Annotated in this window: 12 protein-coding genes; 7 read left to right on the top strand and 5 right to left on the bottom strand. The window is 52.7% G+C overall.

Annotated features, from left to right (window positions below; genetic code table 11):
- From ACI2J2_RS09530 to dmsD, 6 genes are all read left to right on the top strand, one after another.
- Positions 1-1344, top strand: coding sequence for a replication-associated recombination protein A (locus tag ACI2J2_RS09530; protein WP_209632550.1), 1344 nt, complete (start codon positions 1-3; stop codon positions 1342-1344).
- 109 nt (positions 1345-1453) lie between these two features.
- Positions 1454-2746 (top strand): serine--tRNA ligase, encoded by a 1293-nt coding sequence (serS, locus tag ACI2J2_RS09525; RefSeq protein ID WP_209632551.1) that lies wholly within the window; start codon positions 1454-1456, stop codon positions 2744-2746.
- A 269-nt stretch (positions 2747-3015) separates the two neighbouring features.
- Positions 3016-5469, top strand: coding sequence for a selenate/tellurate reductase subunit YnfE (ynfE, locus tag ACI2J2_RS09520; RefSeq protein ID WP_404759948.1), 2454 nt, complete (start codon positions 3016-3018; stop codon positions 5467-5469).
- Between the two features lie 10 nt (positions 5470-5479).
- A complete protein-coding gene (locus ACI2J2_RS09515) occupies positions 5480-6097 on the top strand; it encodes a DMSO/selenate family reductase complex B subunit (protein WP_404759947.1) in 618 nt (205 codons plus the stop codon).
- A 1-nt stretch (position 6098) separates the two neighbouring features.
- On the top strand, positions 6099-6959 hold the full coding sequence (locus ACI2J2_RS09510; protein ID WP_404759946.1) for a DmsC/YnfH family molybdoenzyme membrane anchor subunit: 861 nt from the start codon (positions 6099-6101) through the stop codon (positions 6957-6959).
- A gap of 49 nt (positions 6960-7008) precedes the next feature.
- A complete protein-coding gene (gene dmsD, locus ACI2J2_RS09505; RefSeq protein WP_209632556.1) occupies positions 7009-7626 on the top strand; it encodes a Tat proofreading chaperone DmsD in 618 nt (205 codons plus the stop codon).
- A 72-nt stretch (positions 7627-7698) separates the two neighbouring features.
- Here the strand turns inward: dmsD and ACI2J2_RS09500 are convergent, their stop codons facing one another.
- Positions 7699-8067 carry a DUF1801 domain-containing protein gene (locus ACI2J2_RS09500; protein WP_209634151.1) on the bottom strand — a complete coding sequence of 123 codons (369 nt, stop codon included), beginning with the start codon at positions 8065-8067 and terminating at the stop codon, positions 7699-7701.
- A gap of 179 nt (positions 8068-8246) precedes the next feature.
- Here ACI2J2_RS09500 and ACI2J2_RS09495 point away from each other — a divergent pair, with 179 nt between their 5' ends.
- Complete coding sequence (locus ACI2J2_RS09495; protein ID WP_209632557.1) at positions 8247-9398, top strand: MFS transporter; 1152 nt, start codon at positions 8247-8249, stop codon at positions 9396-9398.
- Positions 9399-9446: 48 nt separating this feature from the next.
- Here the strand turns inward: ACI2J2_RS09495 and pflA are convergent, their stop codons facing one another.
- The 4 genes from pflA to ycaO all read right to left on the bottom strand — a co-directional run bounded on the left by pflA (position 9447) and on the right by ycaO (position 15927).
- On the bottom strand, positions 9447-10187 hold the full coding sequence (gene pflA, locus ACI2J2_RS09490; RefSeq protein ID WP_209632558.1) for a pyruvate formate lyase 1-activating protein: 741 nt from the start codon (positions 10185-10187) through the stop codon (positions 9447-9449).
- Positions 10188-10482: 295 nt separating this feature from the next.
- On the bottom strand, positions 10483-12765 hold the full coding sequence (gene pflB / locus ACI2J2_RS09485; RefSeq protein WP_209632559.1) for a formate C-acetyltransferase: 2283 nt from the start codon (positions 12763-12765) through the stop codon (positions 10483-10485).
- 54 nt (positions 12766-12819) lie between these two features.
- Entirely contained in the window at positions 12820-13680 is an 861-nt protein-coding gene (gene focA / locus ACI2J2_RS09480) for a formate transporter FocA (RefSeq protein WP_209632560.1), read from the bottom strand.
- 483 nt (positions 13681-14163) lie between these two features.
- Positions 14164-15927, bottom strand: coding sequence for a 30S ribosomal protein S12 methylthiotransferase accessory factor YcaO (ycaO, locus tag ACI2J2_RS09475; RefSeq protein ID WP_404759945.1), 1764 nt, complete (start codon positions 15925-15927; stop codon positions 14164-14166).
- Between the last annotated feature and the right edge of the window lie 118 nt (positions 15928-16045).

Below are 16045 nucleotides of genomic sequence, written 5' to 3'. Positions count from 1 at the left end.
GTGAGTAATATGTCGCTCGATTTTTCCCAGAACGAGTTCCAGCCGTTGGCCGCCCGCATGCGGCCGACCACGCTGGCACAGTATATCGGCCAACAGCACCTGTTGGCTGCCGGCAAGCCTTTGCCACGCGCTATCGAGGCAGGGCAACTGCATTCGATGATTCTGTGGGGGCCGCCGGGCACCGGGAAAACGACGCTGGCGGAATTGATTGGTCGTTACGGCCAAGCGGACGTCGAGCGGATTTCGGCCGTGACGTCCGGCATTAAAGAGATCCGTGAGGCGATCGAGCGTGCGCGCCAGAACCGTGACGCCGGTCGTCGCACTATCTTGTTTGTAGATGAAGTGCATCGTTTCAATAAAAGCCAGCAGGATGCCTTCCTGCCGCATATTGAAGACGGCACCATAACCTTTATCGGCGCAACCACCGAAAACCCGTCCTTTGAGCTGAACTCGGCGCTGTTGTCACGTGCTCGTGTGTATCTGTTGAAAGCACTAACTGCCGACGATATCAGCCAGGTGCTGGATCAGGCGATGCAAGACAACGGCCGGGGTTTTGGCGGCCAGAATATCGAACTGCCTGAAGAGACCCGCCGTATGCTGTCCGAGCTGGTGGGGGGGGACGCACGCCGGGCGTTGAACAGCCTGGAAATGATGGCTGATATGGCGGAAATTAACGCCAAAGGCATACGCGTGCTGACGCCGGAATTACTGAAAGAAGTCTCCGGCGAACGCAGTGCGCGTTTCGATAATAAAGGTGACCGTTATTACGATTTGATCTCGGCGCTGCATAAATCGGTACGCGGCTCGGCACCAGATGCTGCGCTGTATTGGTATGCGCGTATTATTACAGCCGGGGGCGATCCGCTGTATGTGGCGCGCCGGCTTCTGGCGATTGCCTCAGAAGATGTCGGCAATGCCGATCCGCGGGGTATGCAGGTGGCGATCGCCGCCTGGGACTGTTTCACCCGCGTCGGGCCGGCAGAAGGCGAGCGCGCTATTGCTCAGGCTATCGTCTATCTGGCTTGTGCACCAAAAAGCAACGCAGTTTATACCGCTTTTAAAGCGGCCATGCGTGACGCCAAAGAGATGGCCGACTACGACGTGCCGGAACATCTGCGCAATGCACCAACCAAATTGATGAAAGAAATGGGGTTGGGCGCGGAGTACCGCTACGCTCACGATGAGCCCAATGCTTATGCGGCGGGTGAAGACTATTTCCCACCCGAAATGGCCAAGACGCGTTACTATCATCCAACCTCACGGGGCCTGGAAGGTAAAATCGGCGAAAAGCTGGCATGGCTGGCTGAGCAGGATCAAAATAGCCAGACAAAACGCTACCGCTAGCGTTGCCGTTGCGGTAAGGTTAGCGGGTATCACTCTCCTTTATACGGCTTCAAATTCAGCCGAATAAAACAACAAATTTTCTTTCAATAACAATAAGCACAGGATTAGCATGCTCGATCCCAATCTGCTGCGTAATGAGCTAGACGCAGTCGCCGTCAAACTGGCTCGCCGAGGCTTTAAACTCGATCTGGATCTGCTGCGTTCTCAAGAAGAGCGCCGCAAAGTTCTGCAGGTAGAAACTGAAACACTGCAGGCCGAACGTAACTCCCGATCGAAATCCATCGGCGCGGCTAAAGCGCGCGGGGAAGACATTGAGCCGCTGCGTCGCGAAGTGAACGAACTGGGTGACAAGCTGGATTCTGCCAAGGCCGCACTGGATCAGCTGCAGGCTGAAATCCGTGACTATGCGTTGGCGATCCCGAACTTGCCGGACGATGCTGTGCCAGTGGGTAAAGACGACAGCGATAACCAGGAAGTCAGCCGCTGGGGCGAACCGCGTCAGTACGATTTCCCGGTGCGCGATCATGTCGATCTTGGCGAAATGGCCGGTGGCCTGGACTTTGCCGCCGCAGTTAAATTGACGGGTTCCCGTTTTGTGGTGATGAAAGGGCAAATCGCCCGCATGCACCGTGCGTTATCCCAATTCATGCTGGATCTGCACACTGAACAGCACGGCTACCTGGAAACTTACGTACCTTACTTGGTGAACCACGCAACCTTGTACGGTACCGGCCAGTTGCCGAAGTTTGGTGAAGACCTGTTCCACACCAAACCCCTGGAAGAAGAATCGGACAGCAGCAACTATGCGTTGATCCCAACAGCAGAAGTGCCGTTGACCAACCTGGTACGTGACGAGATCCTGGAAGAGGAATCTCTGCCGCTGAAGATGACCGCGCATACGCCATGTTTCCGTGCTGAAGCCGGTTCTTATGGCCGTGACACGCGTGGTTTGATCCGTATGCACCAGTTCGATAAGGTCGAGATGGTGCAGATCGTACGTCCAGAAGATTCAATGGCTACGCTGGAAGAACTGACCGGCCATGCAGAGAAAGTGCTGCAGTTGTTGAACCTGCCTTACCGTAAAATGTTGCTGTGTACCGGTGACATGGGCGCAGGTTCATGCAAAACCTACGATCTGGAAGTATGGCTGCCGGCGCAAAATACGTACCGTGAGATCTCCTCCTGCTCCAACATGTGGGATTATCAGGCGCGCCGTATGCAAGCGCGCTGCCGCAGCAAAACCGAGAAAAAGCCGCGTCTGGTGCACACGCTGAACGGTTCTGGTTTGGCTGTGGGTCGCACGCTGGTGGCGGTGCTGGAGAACTACCAGCAAGCTGATGGCCGCATTCAGGTGCCAGAAGTATTACGCCCATACATGGGTGGCCTGGAATATATCGGTTAATTAATTAGCCGCTGCATAAAAAGCGCCTACGGGCGCTTTTTTTATAAGAAAATTATTATCCCTTTGTTCGAAAGTCCTTTTTCTTTCATCTACTTCCCCCGCTTTATTGATAGCAGACAAAGTTCACTAACCACTTCTGAGTAATATCCACTCCTGGAGAAGGGTTTTTATACAAGCCTATTAACAGACATCGGATCTGTCTCCCTGCCCGTTGCCTTGAGTCAAAGGCATGACGTTTATCAATACCTGGGTAAAACGTGGAGTGAGTTATGTTGGAAAACAAAGTAAACGACCCAATGTCCGAAGGTGTCAGCCGTCGTACCTTGGTGAAGTCTGGCGGTATCCTTGGCTTGGCAATGGCAGTCGGGGGCATAGTATTACCTTTTAGCCGCCGTGCAATCGCCGACTCAATCAGTGAAAGCGTGCAAGAAGCCGCGCGCGACAAAGTGGTATGGGGGGCTTGTTCCGTTAACTGTGGCAGCCGCTGTGCCTTACGTTTGCATGTCCGCGATGATGAGGTGTACTGGGTCGAGACGGATAATACCGGCCTGGATGACTATGGAGACCATCAGGTTCGAGCCTGCTTGCGCGGACGATCTATTCGCCGTCGCATGAACCACCCGGATCGTTTGAATTATCCGATGAAACGCGTCGGAAAGCGTGGTGAAGGCAAGTTCAAACGCATTAGCTGGGACGAGGCGTATGATGCCATCGCTAACAACCTGAAGCGGATCGTCGAGCAATACGGTAACGAAGCGGTATACATCAATTACACCTCAGGCATTGTCGGCGGCAATATTACCCGTTCGTCACCCAATGCTTCGCTGGTTGCCCGCCTGATGAATTGTTATGGCGGTTACCTTGAGCAGTATGGGACTTACAGCACCGCGCAAATCGCCTGTGCGATGCCTTATACCTACGGCAGTAATGAAGGTAACAGCACTTCTGATATCGAAAACAGCAAGCTGGTGGTGATGTTCGGTAATAACCCGGCTGAAACGCGGATGAGCGGCGGCGGCATTACCTATTATCTGGAGCAGGCGCGTGAACGTTCTAATGAGCGAATGATCGTTATCGATCCACGTTATACCGATACGGCCGCCGGGCGTGAGGATGAGTGGATCCCCATCCGGCCAGGTACGGATGCGGCATTGGTGGCTGGGCTGGCGCATGTCTTGATCGGCGAAGACTTGGTCGATCAACCCTTTCTTGATCGGTATTGCATTGGTTACGATGAGAAAACCTTACCCGCTGGCGCGCCAGTGAATGGGCACTATAAAGCCTATATTCTTGGTCAAGGCGAGGATGGCGTTGAAAAAACGCCGCAGTGGGCGGCAAAAATCACCGGTATTCCGGCAGATCGCATTATCAAACTGGCGCGGGAAATAGGCACCGCGAAACCGGCCTATATCTGTCAGGGATGGGGGCCGCAACGTCAGGCCAACGGTGAACTGAGTGCGCGGGCTATCGCGATGCTGCCAATATTGACCGGCAATGTCGGTATTAATGGCGGTAACAGTGGTGCACGTGAGTCGACCTATACCATCACCATTGAACGTATGCCGGTGTTGGCAAACCCGGTCAAAGCAAAAATTTCCTGCTTTAGCTGGACCGATGCCATAGTGCGTGGCCCTGAGATGACCGCCAAACGCGATGGGGTGCGTGGCCAGGACAAGTTGAACGTGCCGATCAAGTTTATCTGGAACTATGCCGGTAATACCATCACCAACCAGCATTCTGACATTAATAAAACCCACGATATTTTGCAGGACGACACCCAATGCGAAATGATTGTGGTGCTGGAAAACTTTATGACCTCGTCGGCCAAATATGCCGACATTCTGCTGCCCGATCTGATGACCGTCGAACAGGAAGACATTATTCCCAACGACTATGCCGGTAACATGGGGTATCTGATCTTTATTCAGCCTGCAACCACCGCCAAATTTGAGCGAAAGGGTATTTATGAGGTGCTGAGTGAGGTGGCACGCCGCTTGGGGCCAGAGGTACATCAGAGGTTCACTGAAGGGCGAACTCAGGCGCAATGGCTCCAACATTTGTACGCTAAAATGCAGGACCGGGATCCGCTGCTGCCGGGCTATGAAGCGTTGCGTGGTATGGGGATCTATAAGCGCAAAGATCCTAACGGCCATTTCGTGGCGTATAAAGAGTTCCGCCAGGACCCCGAAGCTAACCCATTAAAAACGCCGTCCGGCAAAATTGAAATCTACTCCGCCAGGCTAGCTGATATCGCCAGTAGCTGGCAGTTGGAAGAAGACGAAACCATCAGCCCATTGCCAATTTACGCTTCTACCTTTGAAGGTTGGGATGACCCTTTGCGTAAAACCTACCCCTTGCAAATGTTTGGCTTCCATTACAAGGCCCGCACCCACTCTTCCTACGGCAATATCGATGTTTTGCAGGCGGCCTGTCGTCAGGAGGTGTGGATCAATCCCCTAGATGCCCGATCTCGCGGGATAGTCGGCGGCGATAAGGTCCGGGTATTCAACGGGCGTGGCGAAGTGCGTGTTGAAGCCAAAGTCACGCCACGGATCATGCCTGGTGTGGTGGCTATGGGGCAGGGAGCTTGGCATCAGGCCGATATGCTGGGCGATCGTATCGATCATGGCGCCTGCATGAACACGTTGACCACCCACCGGCCTTCACCTTTGGCCAAGGGTAATCCGCAGCATACCAATCTGATTGACATCGAAAAAGTGTAAGGGGTAGCCAATGACTCAGCAATATGGATTCTTTATCGATTCAAGTCGTTGTACTGGCTGCAAAACCTGCGAACTGGCCTGCAAGGACTTTAAAAATCTGACGCCGGACGTCAGTTTCCGCCGCATCTATGAGTACGCCGGAGGGGAATGGCAGCAGGAGGGGGATGGCTGGCACCAGAACGTGTTTGCCTATTATCTGTCGATTGCCTGCAACCATTGTGAAGATCCCGCTTGTACCAAAGTGTGCCCGACGGGGGCAATGCACAAGCGGGAGGACGGTTTTGTGGTAGTGAATGAAGAGGTATGCATTGGTTGTCGTTATTGCCATATGGCCTGTCCGTACGGTGCGCCGCAGTACAATGCCACCAAGGGCCATATGACCAAGTGCGATGGCTGTTATGAACGGGTGGCCGAAGGCCATAAACCTGTCTGCGTAGAGTCTTGTCCGTTGCGGGCCCTGGATTTTGGCCCGATTGAACAACTCAGGCAACAGCATGGCACCCTGGCCCAGGTGGCACCACTGCCGGCGGCGCATTTTACCCGCCCCTGCCTGGTGTTAAAACCTAATGCCAACAGTCGCCCAAGCGGTGACACCACGGGCTATTTGGCCAATCCAAAGGAGGTTTGATATGGGTATGGGATGGCATGAATGGCCGCTGATGTTGTTTACCGTATTGGGGCAATGTGTGGTGGGGGCGATTATCGTTATGGGGCTTACCGTGATTGGCGGCAATCTGAATGAACAGCAGAGCAGGGCGGTTCATCGTTCCCTGTTTTTCTTGTGGTTGCTGATGGGTATCGCTTTTGCCGCTTCCACACTGCATCTTGGTTCGCCGTTACGGGCATTTAACGCATTGAACCGCGTCGGTGCATCGGCGTTGAGTAACGAAATAGCCGCTGGCGCAGTGTTCTTCGCTGTTGGTGGTTGCTATTGGCTGTTGGCGATATTAGGTAAAATGCCGCCGGCATTGGGCAAACTGTGGTTGTGGGTGACCATGGCGCTGGGGGTTGTCTTTGTTTACGCTATGACAAAGGTGTATCAAATCGATACTGTGCCAACCTGGCATAACGGTTACACTACGCTGAACTTTTTCCTGACGTTGCTGATCGGGGGGCCGCTGCTGGGGGTCTTGTTACTGCGTGCGGCTGGGTTAGCGGTATCGGCCCGCTATTCATTGGCTATCCTTAGCGTGGTTGCGCTGCTGGTCAGCCTGAGTGCGGCGATGATGCAAGGCTATGAGCTGGCCAGCATCAATAGCTCGGTGCAGCAAGCATCAGCGCTGATCCCCCAATACGGTCAATTAATGGTTGGGCGTTTGGTCTTGGTGGTGCTGGGTTTAGGCTGCTGGATTTGCCCACTGTTACGCCGTGGCAACGCGAGCGTGATGGGAATGGCTATAGGTTTGATTTTGGTTATCGCCGGTGAGCTTCTTGGGCGGGGCGTGTTCTACGGCCTGCATATGACCGTTGGCATGGCGGTAGCCGGTTAATAGTGTAGTGAGGCGCAGTTCGCTGCGCCCTTAAAAGGATCCTTGATTTATGACGCTAGAAAATATCGCTTTAACGGGTCGGGTGCTGGGTGTGTTGTTGTATGCGCCGCCAGAAAGTGAAGACGGCCAGCAGTTGTTGGCAACCCTGTCTGAATCTGAGTGGGTCAAAGAATGGCCGTATGGCGACGCTGAGCAGTTACAGAGCGCGGCTGCTCTGATAGCTACCGGGATTGAAGATCAGCAGGACGAGTCTTTGGCAGAGGCTTACCAACGCCTGTTTGTTGGCCCAGACACCTTACCCGCACCTTTATGGGGCTCGGTCTATCTGGACAAAGAAAACGTACTGTTTGGGAATTCAACTTTGCGTCTGCGTCGCTGGTTGCGGTCGAATGGTATTGAAGCACAGCATGATCGTAATGAACCCGAAGATCATATTGGCACCTTGTTGATGATGGTGGCCTGGTTGGCTGAAGAACGGCAGGGTGGTTTGGTCGAGCAGTTGCTGACAAAGCATGTGCTGCCTTGGGCGCCACGCTACCTGGAATTGCTGCAAGCCAATGCAGGACATCCATTCTACTTAGGGTTGGCGCAGTTGGCGCAAATTACCTTGAGTGGCTGGGGTAAAGAATGTTCAGCCGAAGTTGAGCCATTAGAGCTGCATTTCTGATAGAAAATGAGCAGCCGGCAGGTGCGCGATGTCGGCTGTTCATCGCAGGATATAGGGTGAGTTCCTGTCAGTTTAGTGTGATAGTGCTAGCTCATAGGCCTGCCTGACATACTCTGCCAGCGGTTTCTCATCGATATCGGCAACCGAGTAAAGCTTGATATGACGGCGATACTTGCCATTGCCTTCGAGCATGCGGTGGGGATCCTCGAGCAGATAGCCATTGCCGAACTCTACCGAGACATGGCTACTATAGGTAAATACGCCGCAGAAAAACGCCGTATTAGAAAACATAATGCCACCGTATTTGACGGATTCGCAGACGTTGTCGCCCATAGCCGTGACAACCTGGCGAACGCGTTCAACAATGGCCAAAAGCTCGCCGTGAGTGCTGCCAATATCGCTCAGCAATGCGGTAACGGCCGCTTCTGTTTTACCTTCCATCATAAACCTTCCTTGCAGCGAATTTTATCCGTAACCAGCATAGCGTTTTTTGCACTGTGTTGCGCCTGTCTGTCCGACAAACACAAATTGTGCGGTGGATACATAAGTGCCGATTGACTTTTTTATCGCCAGTGTCATGATGCGCGCACTCTCATTGCGCGTTCGGTTTCAATCTCACTATGTCCGCATATTCTCGCCCAGTGCTCCTGCTGCTCTGTGGTCTGTTGTTGCTTACGGTTTCTATTGCCGTTTTGAATACGTTAGTTCCTCTTTGGTTAACTCATGCTCAATTGTCAACCTGGCAGGTGGGAATGGTGAGTTCCTCTTATTTTACCGGCAACCTGGTTGGCACATTGATTGCGGGTAAACTGATCCAGCGCATTGGTTTTACTCGCAGTTATCATCTTGCCTGTGTGGTGTTCGCTGTGGCGACTGCCGGTATGGCATTATCTCTCGATTTCTGGAGCTGGATGGGCTGGCGTTTCTTCGCGGGTGTCGGCTGCGCCTGGATTTGGGTGATTGTGGAAAGTGCACTGTTGCGCAGCGGTAATCTGTCCAACCGTGGCCAACTGCTGGCGGCCTATATGATGGTTTATTACCTGGGTACGGTGGTAGGCCAATTGCTCTTGAGTATGGTGTCGACGGAATTGCTGAACGTGGTACCGTGGGTGGTTGCGATTGTGATCAGCGCCATGTTGCCGATGTTGTTTGCCAGAGTGAACAGCCAACATGACGAACCGCAGCAGGCAGCGGTATGGCCGATGTTGAAACGCCGTAGTGCGCGGCTGGGCATCAATGGGTGCATTATTTCCGGTATTGTACTTGGTTCGTTGTACGGTTTGATGCCGTTGTATTTATCTCATCAGGGCATGAGCGACGCGAATGTCGGCTATTGGATGGCATTGCTGGTCAGTTCCGGCATCGTCGGTCAATGGCCGGTCGGTCGGTTGGCCGATCGCTATGGCCGTCTGCTGGTCCTGCGTATCCAGGTGTTTGTTGTGATCCTCGCGAGTATGGCGATGTTGGGTAACTATGCCATGGCACCGGCATTGTTCATCCTCGGCTGTGCTGGGTTCACTCTGTATCCGGTGGCCATGTCCTGGGCATGTGAGAAAGCGATGCCGCATGAGTTGGTCGCGATGAATCAGGCCTTGTTGATGAGCTACACCATCGGCAGCCTGTTGGGGCCCTCCATGACGGCACTGCTAATGCAGAACTATTCTGATCGGGTGTTGTTCGTGATGATTGCCGCCGTGGCGTTGGTGTACCTGGTGATGCTGTTGAGAAAGCAAAAGCCGGATCGTCATCACACGCCGTTCGCCGCTGCCTGAGGACAAAAAAACCGGCGAGTACGCCGGTTTTTTTCGAGTGAAAGCGGATCAGTAAATGACTTTATGGCCGTAGCTTTCAAGAATGCCTTTCACGCGCTCCATGGTTTCCGCTTTTGGCGGATGGACGCCATCCAGCTTGTACTCTTCACCCATTGCAACCCACTTGTGCTTGCCCAGTTCGTGGTAAGGCAGAAGCTCAATTTTCTCAATATTCGTCATGTCTTTGGTGAATTCACCCAGCAGATGTGAAGACTTATCATCATCTGACCAGCCCGGCACGACCACATAGCGGATCCAGGTGCGTTGATTACGCTTCGCCAGATAGCGGGCGAATTCCAGCGTGCGGTGGTTGGAAACGCCTACCAGATTTTGGTGAATGTCGTCGTTCATTTGTTTGAGATCCAACATCACCAGATCGGTAGCATCCAGCAGTTCGTCAATCACCGGATCATAACGACGTACAAAACCGTTGGTGTCCAGACAGGTATTGATCCCTTCTTTATGGCAGGCACGGAACCAGTCGCGGACGAACTCGGCTTGTAGAATGGCCTCACCGCCGGAAGCCGTGACGCCGCCGCCGGAGGCGTTCATAAAGTGGCGGTAAGAGACGGCATCTTTCATCAGCTCTTCCACTGTCACTTCTTTTCCGCCGTGGGTATCCCAGGTGTCGCGGTTATGGCAATACAGGCAGCGCATCAGGCAGCCCTGGAAGAAAACGATAAAGCGGATCCCTGGACCGTCTACGGTGCCACAGGATTCGAAGGAGTGGATGCGACCTGTCACTGACATTGCGGGGTTTTCTCCAATATTGACTGTCAAACGCAGTCTAAAAATAGGCTCATAACCGCCAGCCAGGGATCAGCGATGCAGCAAGCGGGCAGGGCCCGACGACTGGGGTGGAACGATTCCTGTTGGCCGGTTCTTATGCCGGATAACTGTTTTGCCGGATATCCATTGAGTATAGCTATCTGGCAAAACAGACTCATGCTGAGTCAGGGAAAGGTATTTGCTAAAAAGGCCGGAAAGATCCGGCCCCGGGTTTCAGCTTAACCACCGAGCGGGAAACCCCGCCCGGATGGGGCAATTACATCGACTGTGTGAAAGTACGGGTAATTACGTCTTGCTGTTGTTCTTTGGTCAGCGAGTTGAAGCGAACGGCATAACCGGATACGCGAATGGTCAGCTGAGGATACTTCTCAGGGTTTTCCATTGCATCCAGCAGCATTTCACGGTTCATCACGTTAACGTTCAGGTGCTGGCCGCCTTCAATAGACGCTTCGTGATGGAAGTAACCGTCCATCAGACCTGCCAGGTTAGCTTTACGTACATCGTCGTCTTTGCCCAGCGCGTTTGGCACGATGGAGAAGGTGTAGGAGATCCCGTCCTTCGCATAGGCAAACGGCAGTTTGGCTACGGAGGTCAAGGAGGCTACGGCACCTTTTTGGTCACGGCCGTGCATTGGGTTAGCACCTGGACCGAATGGAGCGCCAGCGCGGCGACCATCTGGGGTGTTACCGGTTTTCTTGCCGTAAACCACGTTAGACGTGATGGTCAGTACTGACTGAGTCGCTACTGCATTACGGTAGGTGCGCAGTTTCTGAATTTTCTTCATGAAACGTTCCACCAGGTCACAAGCGATGTCATCAACGCGGGCATCGTTGTTACCGAACTGCGGGTATTCACCTTCAATTTTGAAGTCTACGGCCAGGCCGTCTTCGTCACGGATGGTAGAGACTTTAGCGTACTTGATAGCAGACAGGGAGTCAGCTGCAACCGACAGACCGGCGATGCCACAGGCCATGGTGCGATAAACGTCACGGTCATGCAGCGCCATCAGTGCAGCTTCATAGCTGTACTTGTCGTGCATGTAGTGAATGATGTTCAGCGCGGTCACGTACTGCTTGGCCAGCCAATCCATAAAGTGGTCCATGCGTTCCATGACTTTGTCATAGTCCAGCACGGTATCCATCATTGGTGCTTCTTTCGGGCCTACCTGCATTTTCAGTTTTTCATCAACGCCGCCGTTGATCGCGTACAACATGGTTTTCGCCAGGTTGGCACGTGCGCCGAAGAACTGCATTTGTTTGCCGACGATCATCGGGCTAACGCAACAGGCGATGGCATAGTCATCGTTGTTGAAGTCAGGACGCATCAGGTCGTCATTTTCATACTGTACGGAAGAGGTGTCGATAGACACTTTCGCCGCGTATTTTTTGAAGTTCAGTGGCAGCTTTTCAGACCACAGGATGGTCATGTTCGGTTCCGGAGACGGCCCCATGGTGTACAGGGTGTTCAGGAAGCGGAAGCTGTTCTTGGTTACCAGAGTACGGCCGTCAACGCCCATACCTGCCAAGGATTCGGTCGCCCAGATTGGGTCGCCAGAGAACAGTTCATCATATTCAGGGGTACGCAGGAAACGCACCATACGCAGTTTCATCACCAGATGGTCAATCAGCTCTTGCGCTTGTTCTTCGTTCAGTTTGCCCGCGTCGATGTCGCGTTGGATGAACACGTCAAGGAAGGTCGACACACGGCCGAAGGACATTGCGGCACCGTTCTGGGATTTTACTGCGGCCAGGTAGCCGAAGTAGGTCCACTGTACGGCTTCTTGTGCGTTGGTCGCAGGGCCTGAGATATCGTAGCCATATTTAGCAGCCATTTCTTTAATCTGGCCCAGAGCGCGGTGCTGTTCAGCAATTTCTTCACGCAACTGGATGGTCATTTCCAGATCTTCGCCGTTTTCCAGTTTAGCCTGCAGTGACTTGAACTGGTTCAGCTTGTCGGCCATCAGGAAATCGATGCCGTACAGCGCTACGCGGCGATAGTCACCGATGATACGGCCACGGCCGTAAGCATCTGGCAGACCGGTCAGAACGCCAGATTTACGGCAGTTCAGAATGTCTTTGGTGTAAACGTCGAACACACCCTGATTATGGGTTTTACGGTATTCGGTAAAGACTTTTTTCAGCTGTGGGTCCAGTTCGCGGCCATAAACCTTACAAGAACCTTCCACCATTTTGATGCCGCCAAATGGGATCAGCGCGCGTTTCAGAGGGGCGTCAGTCTGCAAACCTACGATGGTTTCCAGTTCTTTCGCGATGTAGCCAGCGTCGTGGGAAGTGATTGTCGCTGCAACATTGGTGTCGAAATCAACTGGCGCATGGGTGCGGTTTTCCAGTTTGATCCCTTCCATAACCTTTTCCCACAAGGTGGAGGTGGCCTGAGTTGCGCCAGCCAGGAAGGATTCATCACCCTCGTAAGGAGTGTAGTTTTTCTGGATGAAGTCACGCACGTTGACTTCATTCTGCCAGTCACCTTTGCTGAAACCTTCCCAAGCTTTGGCTAACTTCTCGTTAAGTTCGGTCATTATACACCTACCTTTAATTGTGGATTTCTAACTCGGCGCGCGGTAACTAACAGCTTAGTGCTGTTGTTCACCACCGCGCAGATAAATTACCCAGTAAGTCAACCCAACCAGTAAGCCGCCGCCAATGATGTTGCCTATGGTGACAGGGATCAGATTGTCGATGATAAAGTTGCTTACGGTCAGATGAGCGAATTGCTCGGGTGTTGCCCCTACGGCTTGCCAGAACTCTGGCGTGGCGAAGTTTTTAACCACGATACCCATAGGGATCATAAACATGTTTGCGATGCTGTGTTCGAAGCCGCTGGCGACAAACATACCCACCGGCAGGATCATGGCGAACATTTTGTCCATCAGGCTGCGGCCGGAGTAGCTCATCCACACCGCCAGGCAGACCATCAGGTTAGCCAGTATGCCCAGGCAAACGGCTTCAACAAAGGTGTGATGCAGCTTGTGATCGGCGGTTTGCAGGACGTTCAGGCCCCATTGACCATTGGCGACCATGTGTTCGCCAGAGAACCAGATGAGTGCGACAAAGAACAGTGCGCCAATCAGGTTACCGATATAGACGTTCAGCCAATTTGCACCCAGTTGGTACCAGTTGATGCGGCCGCTGGCCTTGGCGATAACAATCAGCACGGTGGACGTGAACAGGTCTGCGCCTGAAACCACCACCAGCATTAACCCCAGAGAGAAACAGATGCCGCCGACCAGTTTTGCCAAGCCGAAAGGCACACCGGCAGTGCCGGTAGTCGCAGTGATATAAAATACGAATGCGATAGAAATAAAGACACCGGCAGTGATCGCCAAATAAAATGTTTTCAGCGGATGTTTGGTGGCTTTATACACACCTGCATCCTCAGCGATTTTCGCTGTTGCTGCAGGTAATATCAGATCGAAGGGGTTGTCAGCTTTCACACTAACTCTCGCTTTTAAGGGTTAAAACAACGCAATGAGATACTAGCAAAGCAGTATAGGGTAAAAATTGATTTGGATCATAAGGCGAGAAACTAAAGCGGTCAAAAACCGGATAATTCGCAGGGTTTATTTGGTTATATAATTGATTTTAAACAAAAAACATTTTTTTAATGTTTATAAAAAATTTTGAATTCTAGGCTGGAACAGCACCGTTGAGGTTAAATTTTCATGCGTTTTGTCACTTTATGACGGCGAAGGTTTAATTATCGGTTAATTATTATTTCACCGACGCGTAACAATTGCCGTTTTATTTATCTTGTTTGCCGATAAGTGCGTAATGGGTTGAAAAAAATAAAAGGAAAAGCCGGCTATTTAACCGTCAAAATAAGGTTTTACTCTTTTTTGAAAGGGCATCGATAGAGTGGGAAAGAACGCGGTTTTGTGTCGCGCCGGCAAGGGAGTGCCGGCGCGCAGAAACTGAGATTATGCCTGAGCCCAATAACGGCGTTTGGCGTTCTGCAGTTTTTCGTAGGCCGCCAACAGCGCCTGATGAGCAGGTAAGGCTTTCAAATCGCTGTCGACAGCGAACAGACCGTTAAAGCGCTCTTCGCCGCTGATAGCTGCTGAGGCAGCATCTACCGCCTCCTGACCATACATCTTCACGAAGGCCGTGTAATACTGTGCAGGATCGCGGTCAGGTTCTTGCGTCAGTAGCAGCAAGGTTTGCAGGCAACGGTAGTAGTTGCTGCGTTCCGGGCTCAATACAGAAGCGTTGAAATCCTGCGTCCACTCGGCCCAAATCAGTGCCTGGTCCATGTCGCCGCCCGCCAGAGCCAGCATTGACTTCAGCTCGCCAACGCGCAGGGTATACCAGGCGTTATCTTTACCAGAGGCAATCCCAAGCAACTCACGCACGCGCGTGAAGTCGTCCAAACCTTCATCGTCCAGGCGTTCAATCAGCGCCAGGTATTCCTGTGGCTCCCACTCACTGCCTGGCAGTGCCAGTAGGGTATCGCGCAGGTGTGCACCCATGCTGTTGTTGGCCAGCAGAAGGTCTTCCGCAGGATAGATGTCGGACATGCCTGGCACGATGATACGGCAGGCGTAAACATCCAGGTGCTCGTAGTCCGCGATGTACACTTCAGCACCTTCTTTGTCGAAGATACTCATCAGGGTTGAGAACTCTTCCTGCGTGCTGCCGCTGAAGCTCCAGTCGACAAACGGATAATCTGCATCCTGTTTGAACATGTCCCAAGAGATTAAACCGCTGGAATCGATAAAGTGGGTTTCCAGATTGGTGTGTTCTGCCACTTCTTCGTCGTCGAAGGTTGGCGCGGTGAACACGTCCAGATCTTTCAGGCTGCGGCCTTGCAGCAGTTCCGTGACGGTACGTTCAAGTGCCACGCCAAAATCAGGGTGGGCACCGAATGACGCAAAACAGGTACCGTTAGCTGGGTTGAACAGCACGACGCAAATTACCGGGTAGTTACCGCCCAGAGAGGCATCATAAGACAGGATCGGGAATCCTTCTTCTTCCAGCTTGGCAATGGCTTCCACCACGCCCGGATAGCGGTTCAGGACCTCGGCCGGGATCTCCGGCAGGCTGATGGATTCGGCAATAATGCGGTTTTTCACATAGCGTTCGAACACTTCAGACAAGCCCTGTACCCGGGCTTCGTTAGCGGTGTTGCCGGCTGACATGCCATTGGACACGTACAGGTTACCGATGATGTTCATCGGGATATAAACGGTTTGCTGATCTGATTGACGTGCGAAAGGCAGCGCACAGATGCCGCGATCGCCGTTGCCAGATTGCAGATCGATCAGATCGCTGGCGTTAACATCTTGATCCGGGTTATAGAACGCATGCAGGCGCTCGTCGAGAATGCCGGCTGGCAGCGAGTCATCGGCTGGGATCGGGAACCATTTCTCGTTCGGGTAATGCACGAAATCGCCTTCGGCAATCTGTTTGCCCAGGTAGAAGTCGGCGAAGAAGTAATTGGTAGAGAGGCGTTCAAAGTATTCGCCCAAAGCCGAAGCCAACGCCGCTTTTTTGCTGGCGCCTTTACCGTTGGTGAAGCACAACGGGCAATCACGATCGCGGATGTGAACGGACCATACGTGTGGAACCGGGTTCAGCCATGAGGCTTCTTCGATGTTAAAACCCAGATCGCTTAATTTTTGTTGGAAACGGGCGATAGAGTCTTCCAGCGCAGCGTCTTTGCCAGGGATAAAAGTTTGCGTCATTGTCTTCACTTTTTGAGCGTACTAAAAACGCGCAATGATACGGGGTTTTGCGCTCAAGCTCCATGTATTCCTAAAGCGATGGCAAAGTCACAGTTTTTTTGTGGATAAAGACCATAAT

The sequence above is a fragment of the Serratia sp. NPDC087055 genome, from assembly GCF_044900985.1.
In the GTDB taxonomy this organism is placed as follows: Bacteria; Pseudomonadota; Gammaproteobacteria; order Enterobacterales; family Enterobacteriaceae; genus Serratia.
This window is presented reverse-complemented; position numbering and strand designations above follow the sequence as displayed.

What these genes read in the sequence shown, in the direction of transcription:
- ACI2J2_RS09510 (WP_404759946.1), top strand. Translation starts at nt 6,099, where the DNA reads ATGGGTATGGGATGGCATGAATGGCCGCTGATGTTGTTTACCGTATTG.
- ACI2J2_RS09500 (WP_209634151.1), bottom strand. Translation starts at nt 8,067, where the DNA reads ATGGAAGGTAAAACAGAAGCGGCCGTTACCGCATTGCTGAGCGATATT.
- serS (WP_209632551.1), top strand. Translation starts at nt 1,454, where the DNA reads ATGCTCGATCCCAATCTGCTGCGTAATGAGCTAGACGCAGTCGCCGTC.
- ACI2J2_RS09495 (WP_209632557.1), top strand. Translation starts at nt 8,247, where the DNA reads ATGTCCGCATATTCTCGCCCAGTGCTCCTGCTGCTCTGTGGTCTGTTG.
- ynfE (WP_404759948.1), top strand. Translation starts at nt 3,016, where the DNA reads ATGTTGGAAAACAAAGTAAACGACCCAATGTCCGAAGGTGTCAGCCGT.
- ACI2J2_RS09515 (WP_404759947.1), top strand. Translation starts at nt 5,480, where the DNA reads ATGACTCAGCAATATGGATTCTTTATCGATTCAAGTCGTTGTACTGGC.
- pflA (WP_209632558.1), bottom strand. Translation starts at nt 10,187, where the DNA reads ATGTCAGTGACAGGTCGCATCCACTCCTTCGAATCCTGTGGCACCGTA.
- ycaO (WP_404759945.1), bottom strand. Translation starts at nt 15,927, where the DNA reads ATGACGCAAACTTTTATCCCTGGCAAAGACGCTGCGCTGGAAGACTCT.
- pflB (WP_209632559.1), bottom strand. Translation starts at nt 12,765, where the DNA reads ATGACCGAACTTAACGAGAAGTTAGCCAAAGCTTGGGAAGGTTTCAGC.
- dmsD (WP_209632556.1), top strand. Translation starts at nt 7,009, where the DNA reads ATGACGCTAGAAAATATCGCTTTAACGGGTCGGGTGCTGGGTGTGTTG.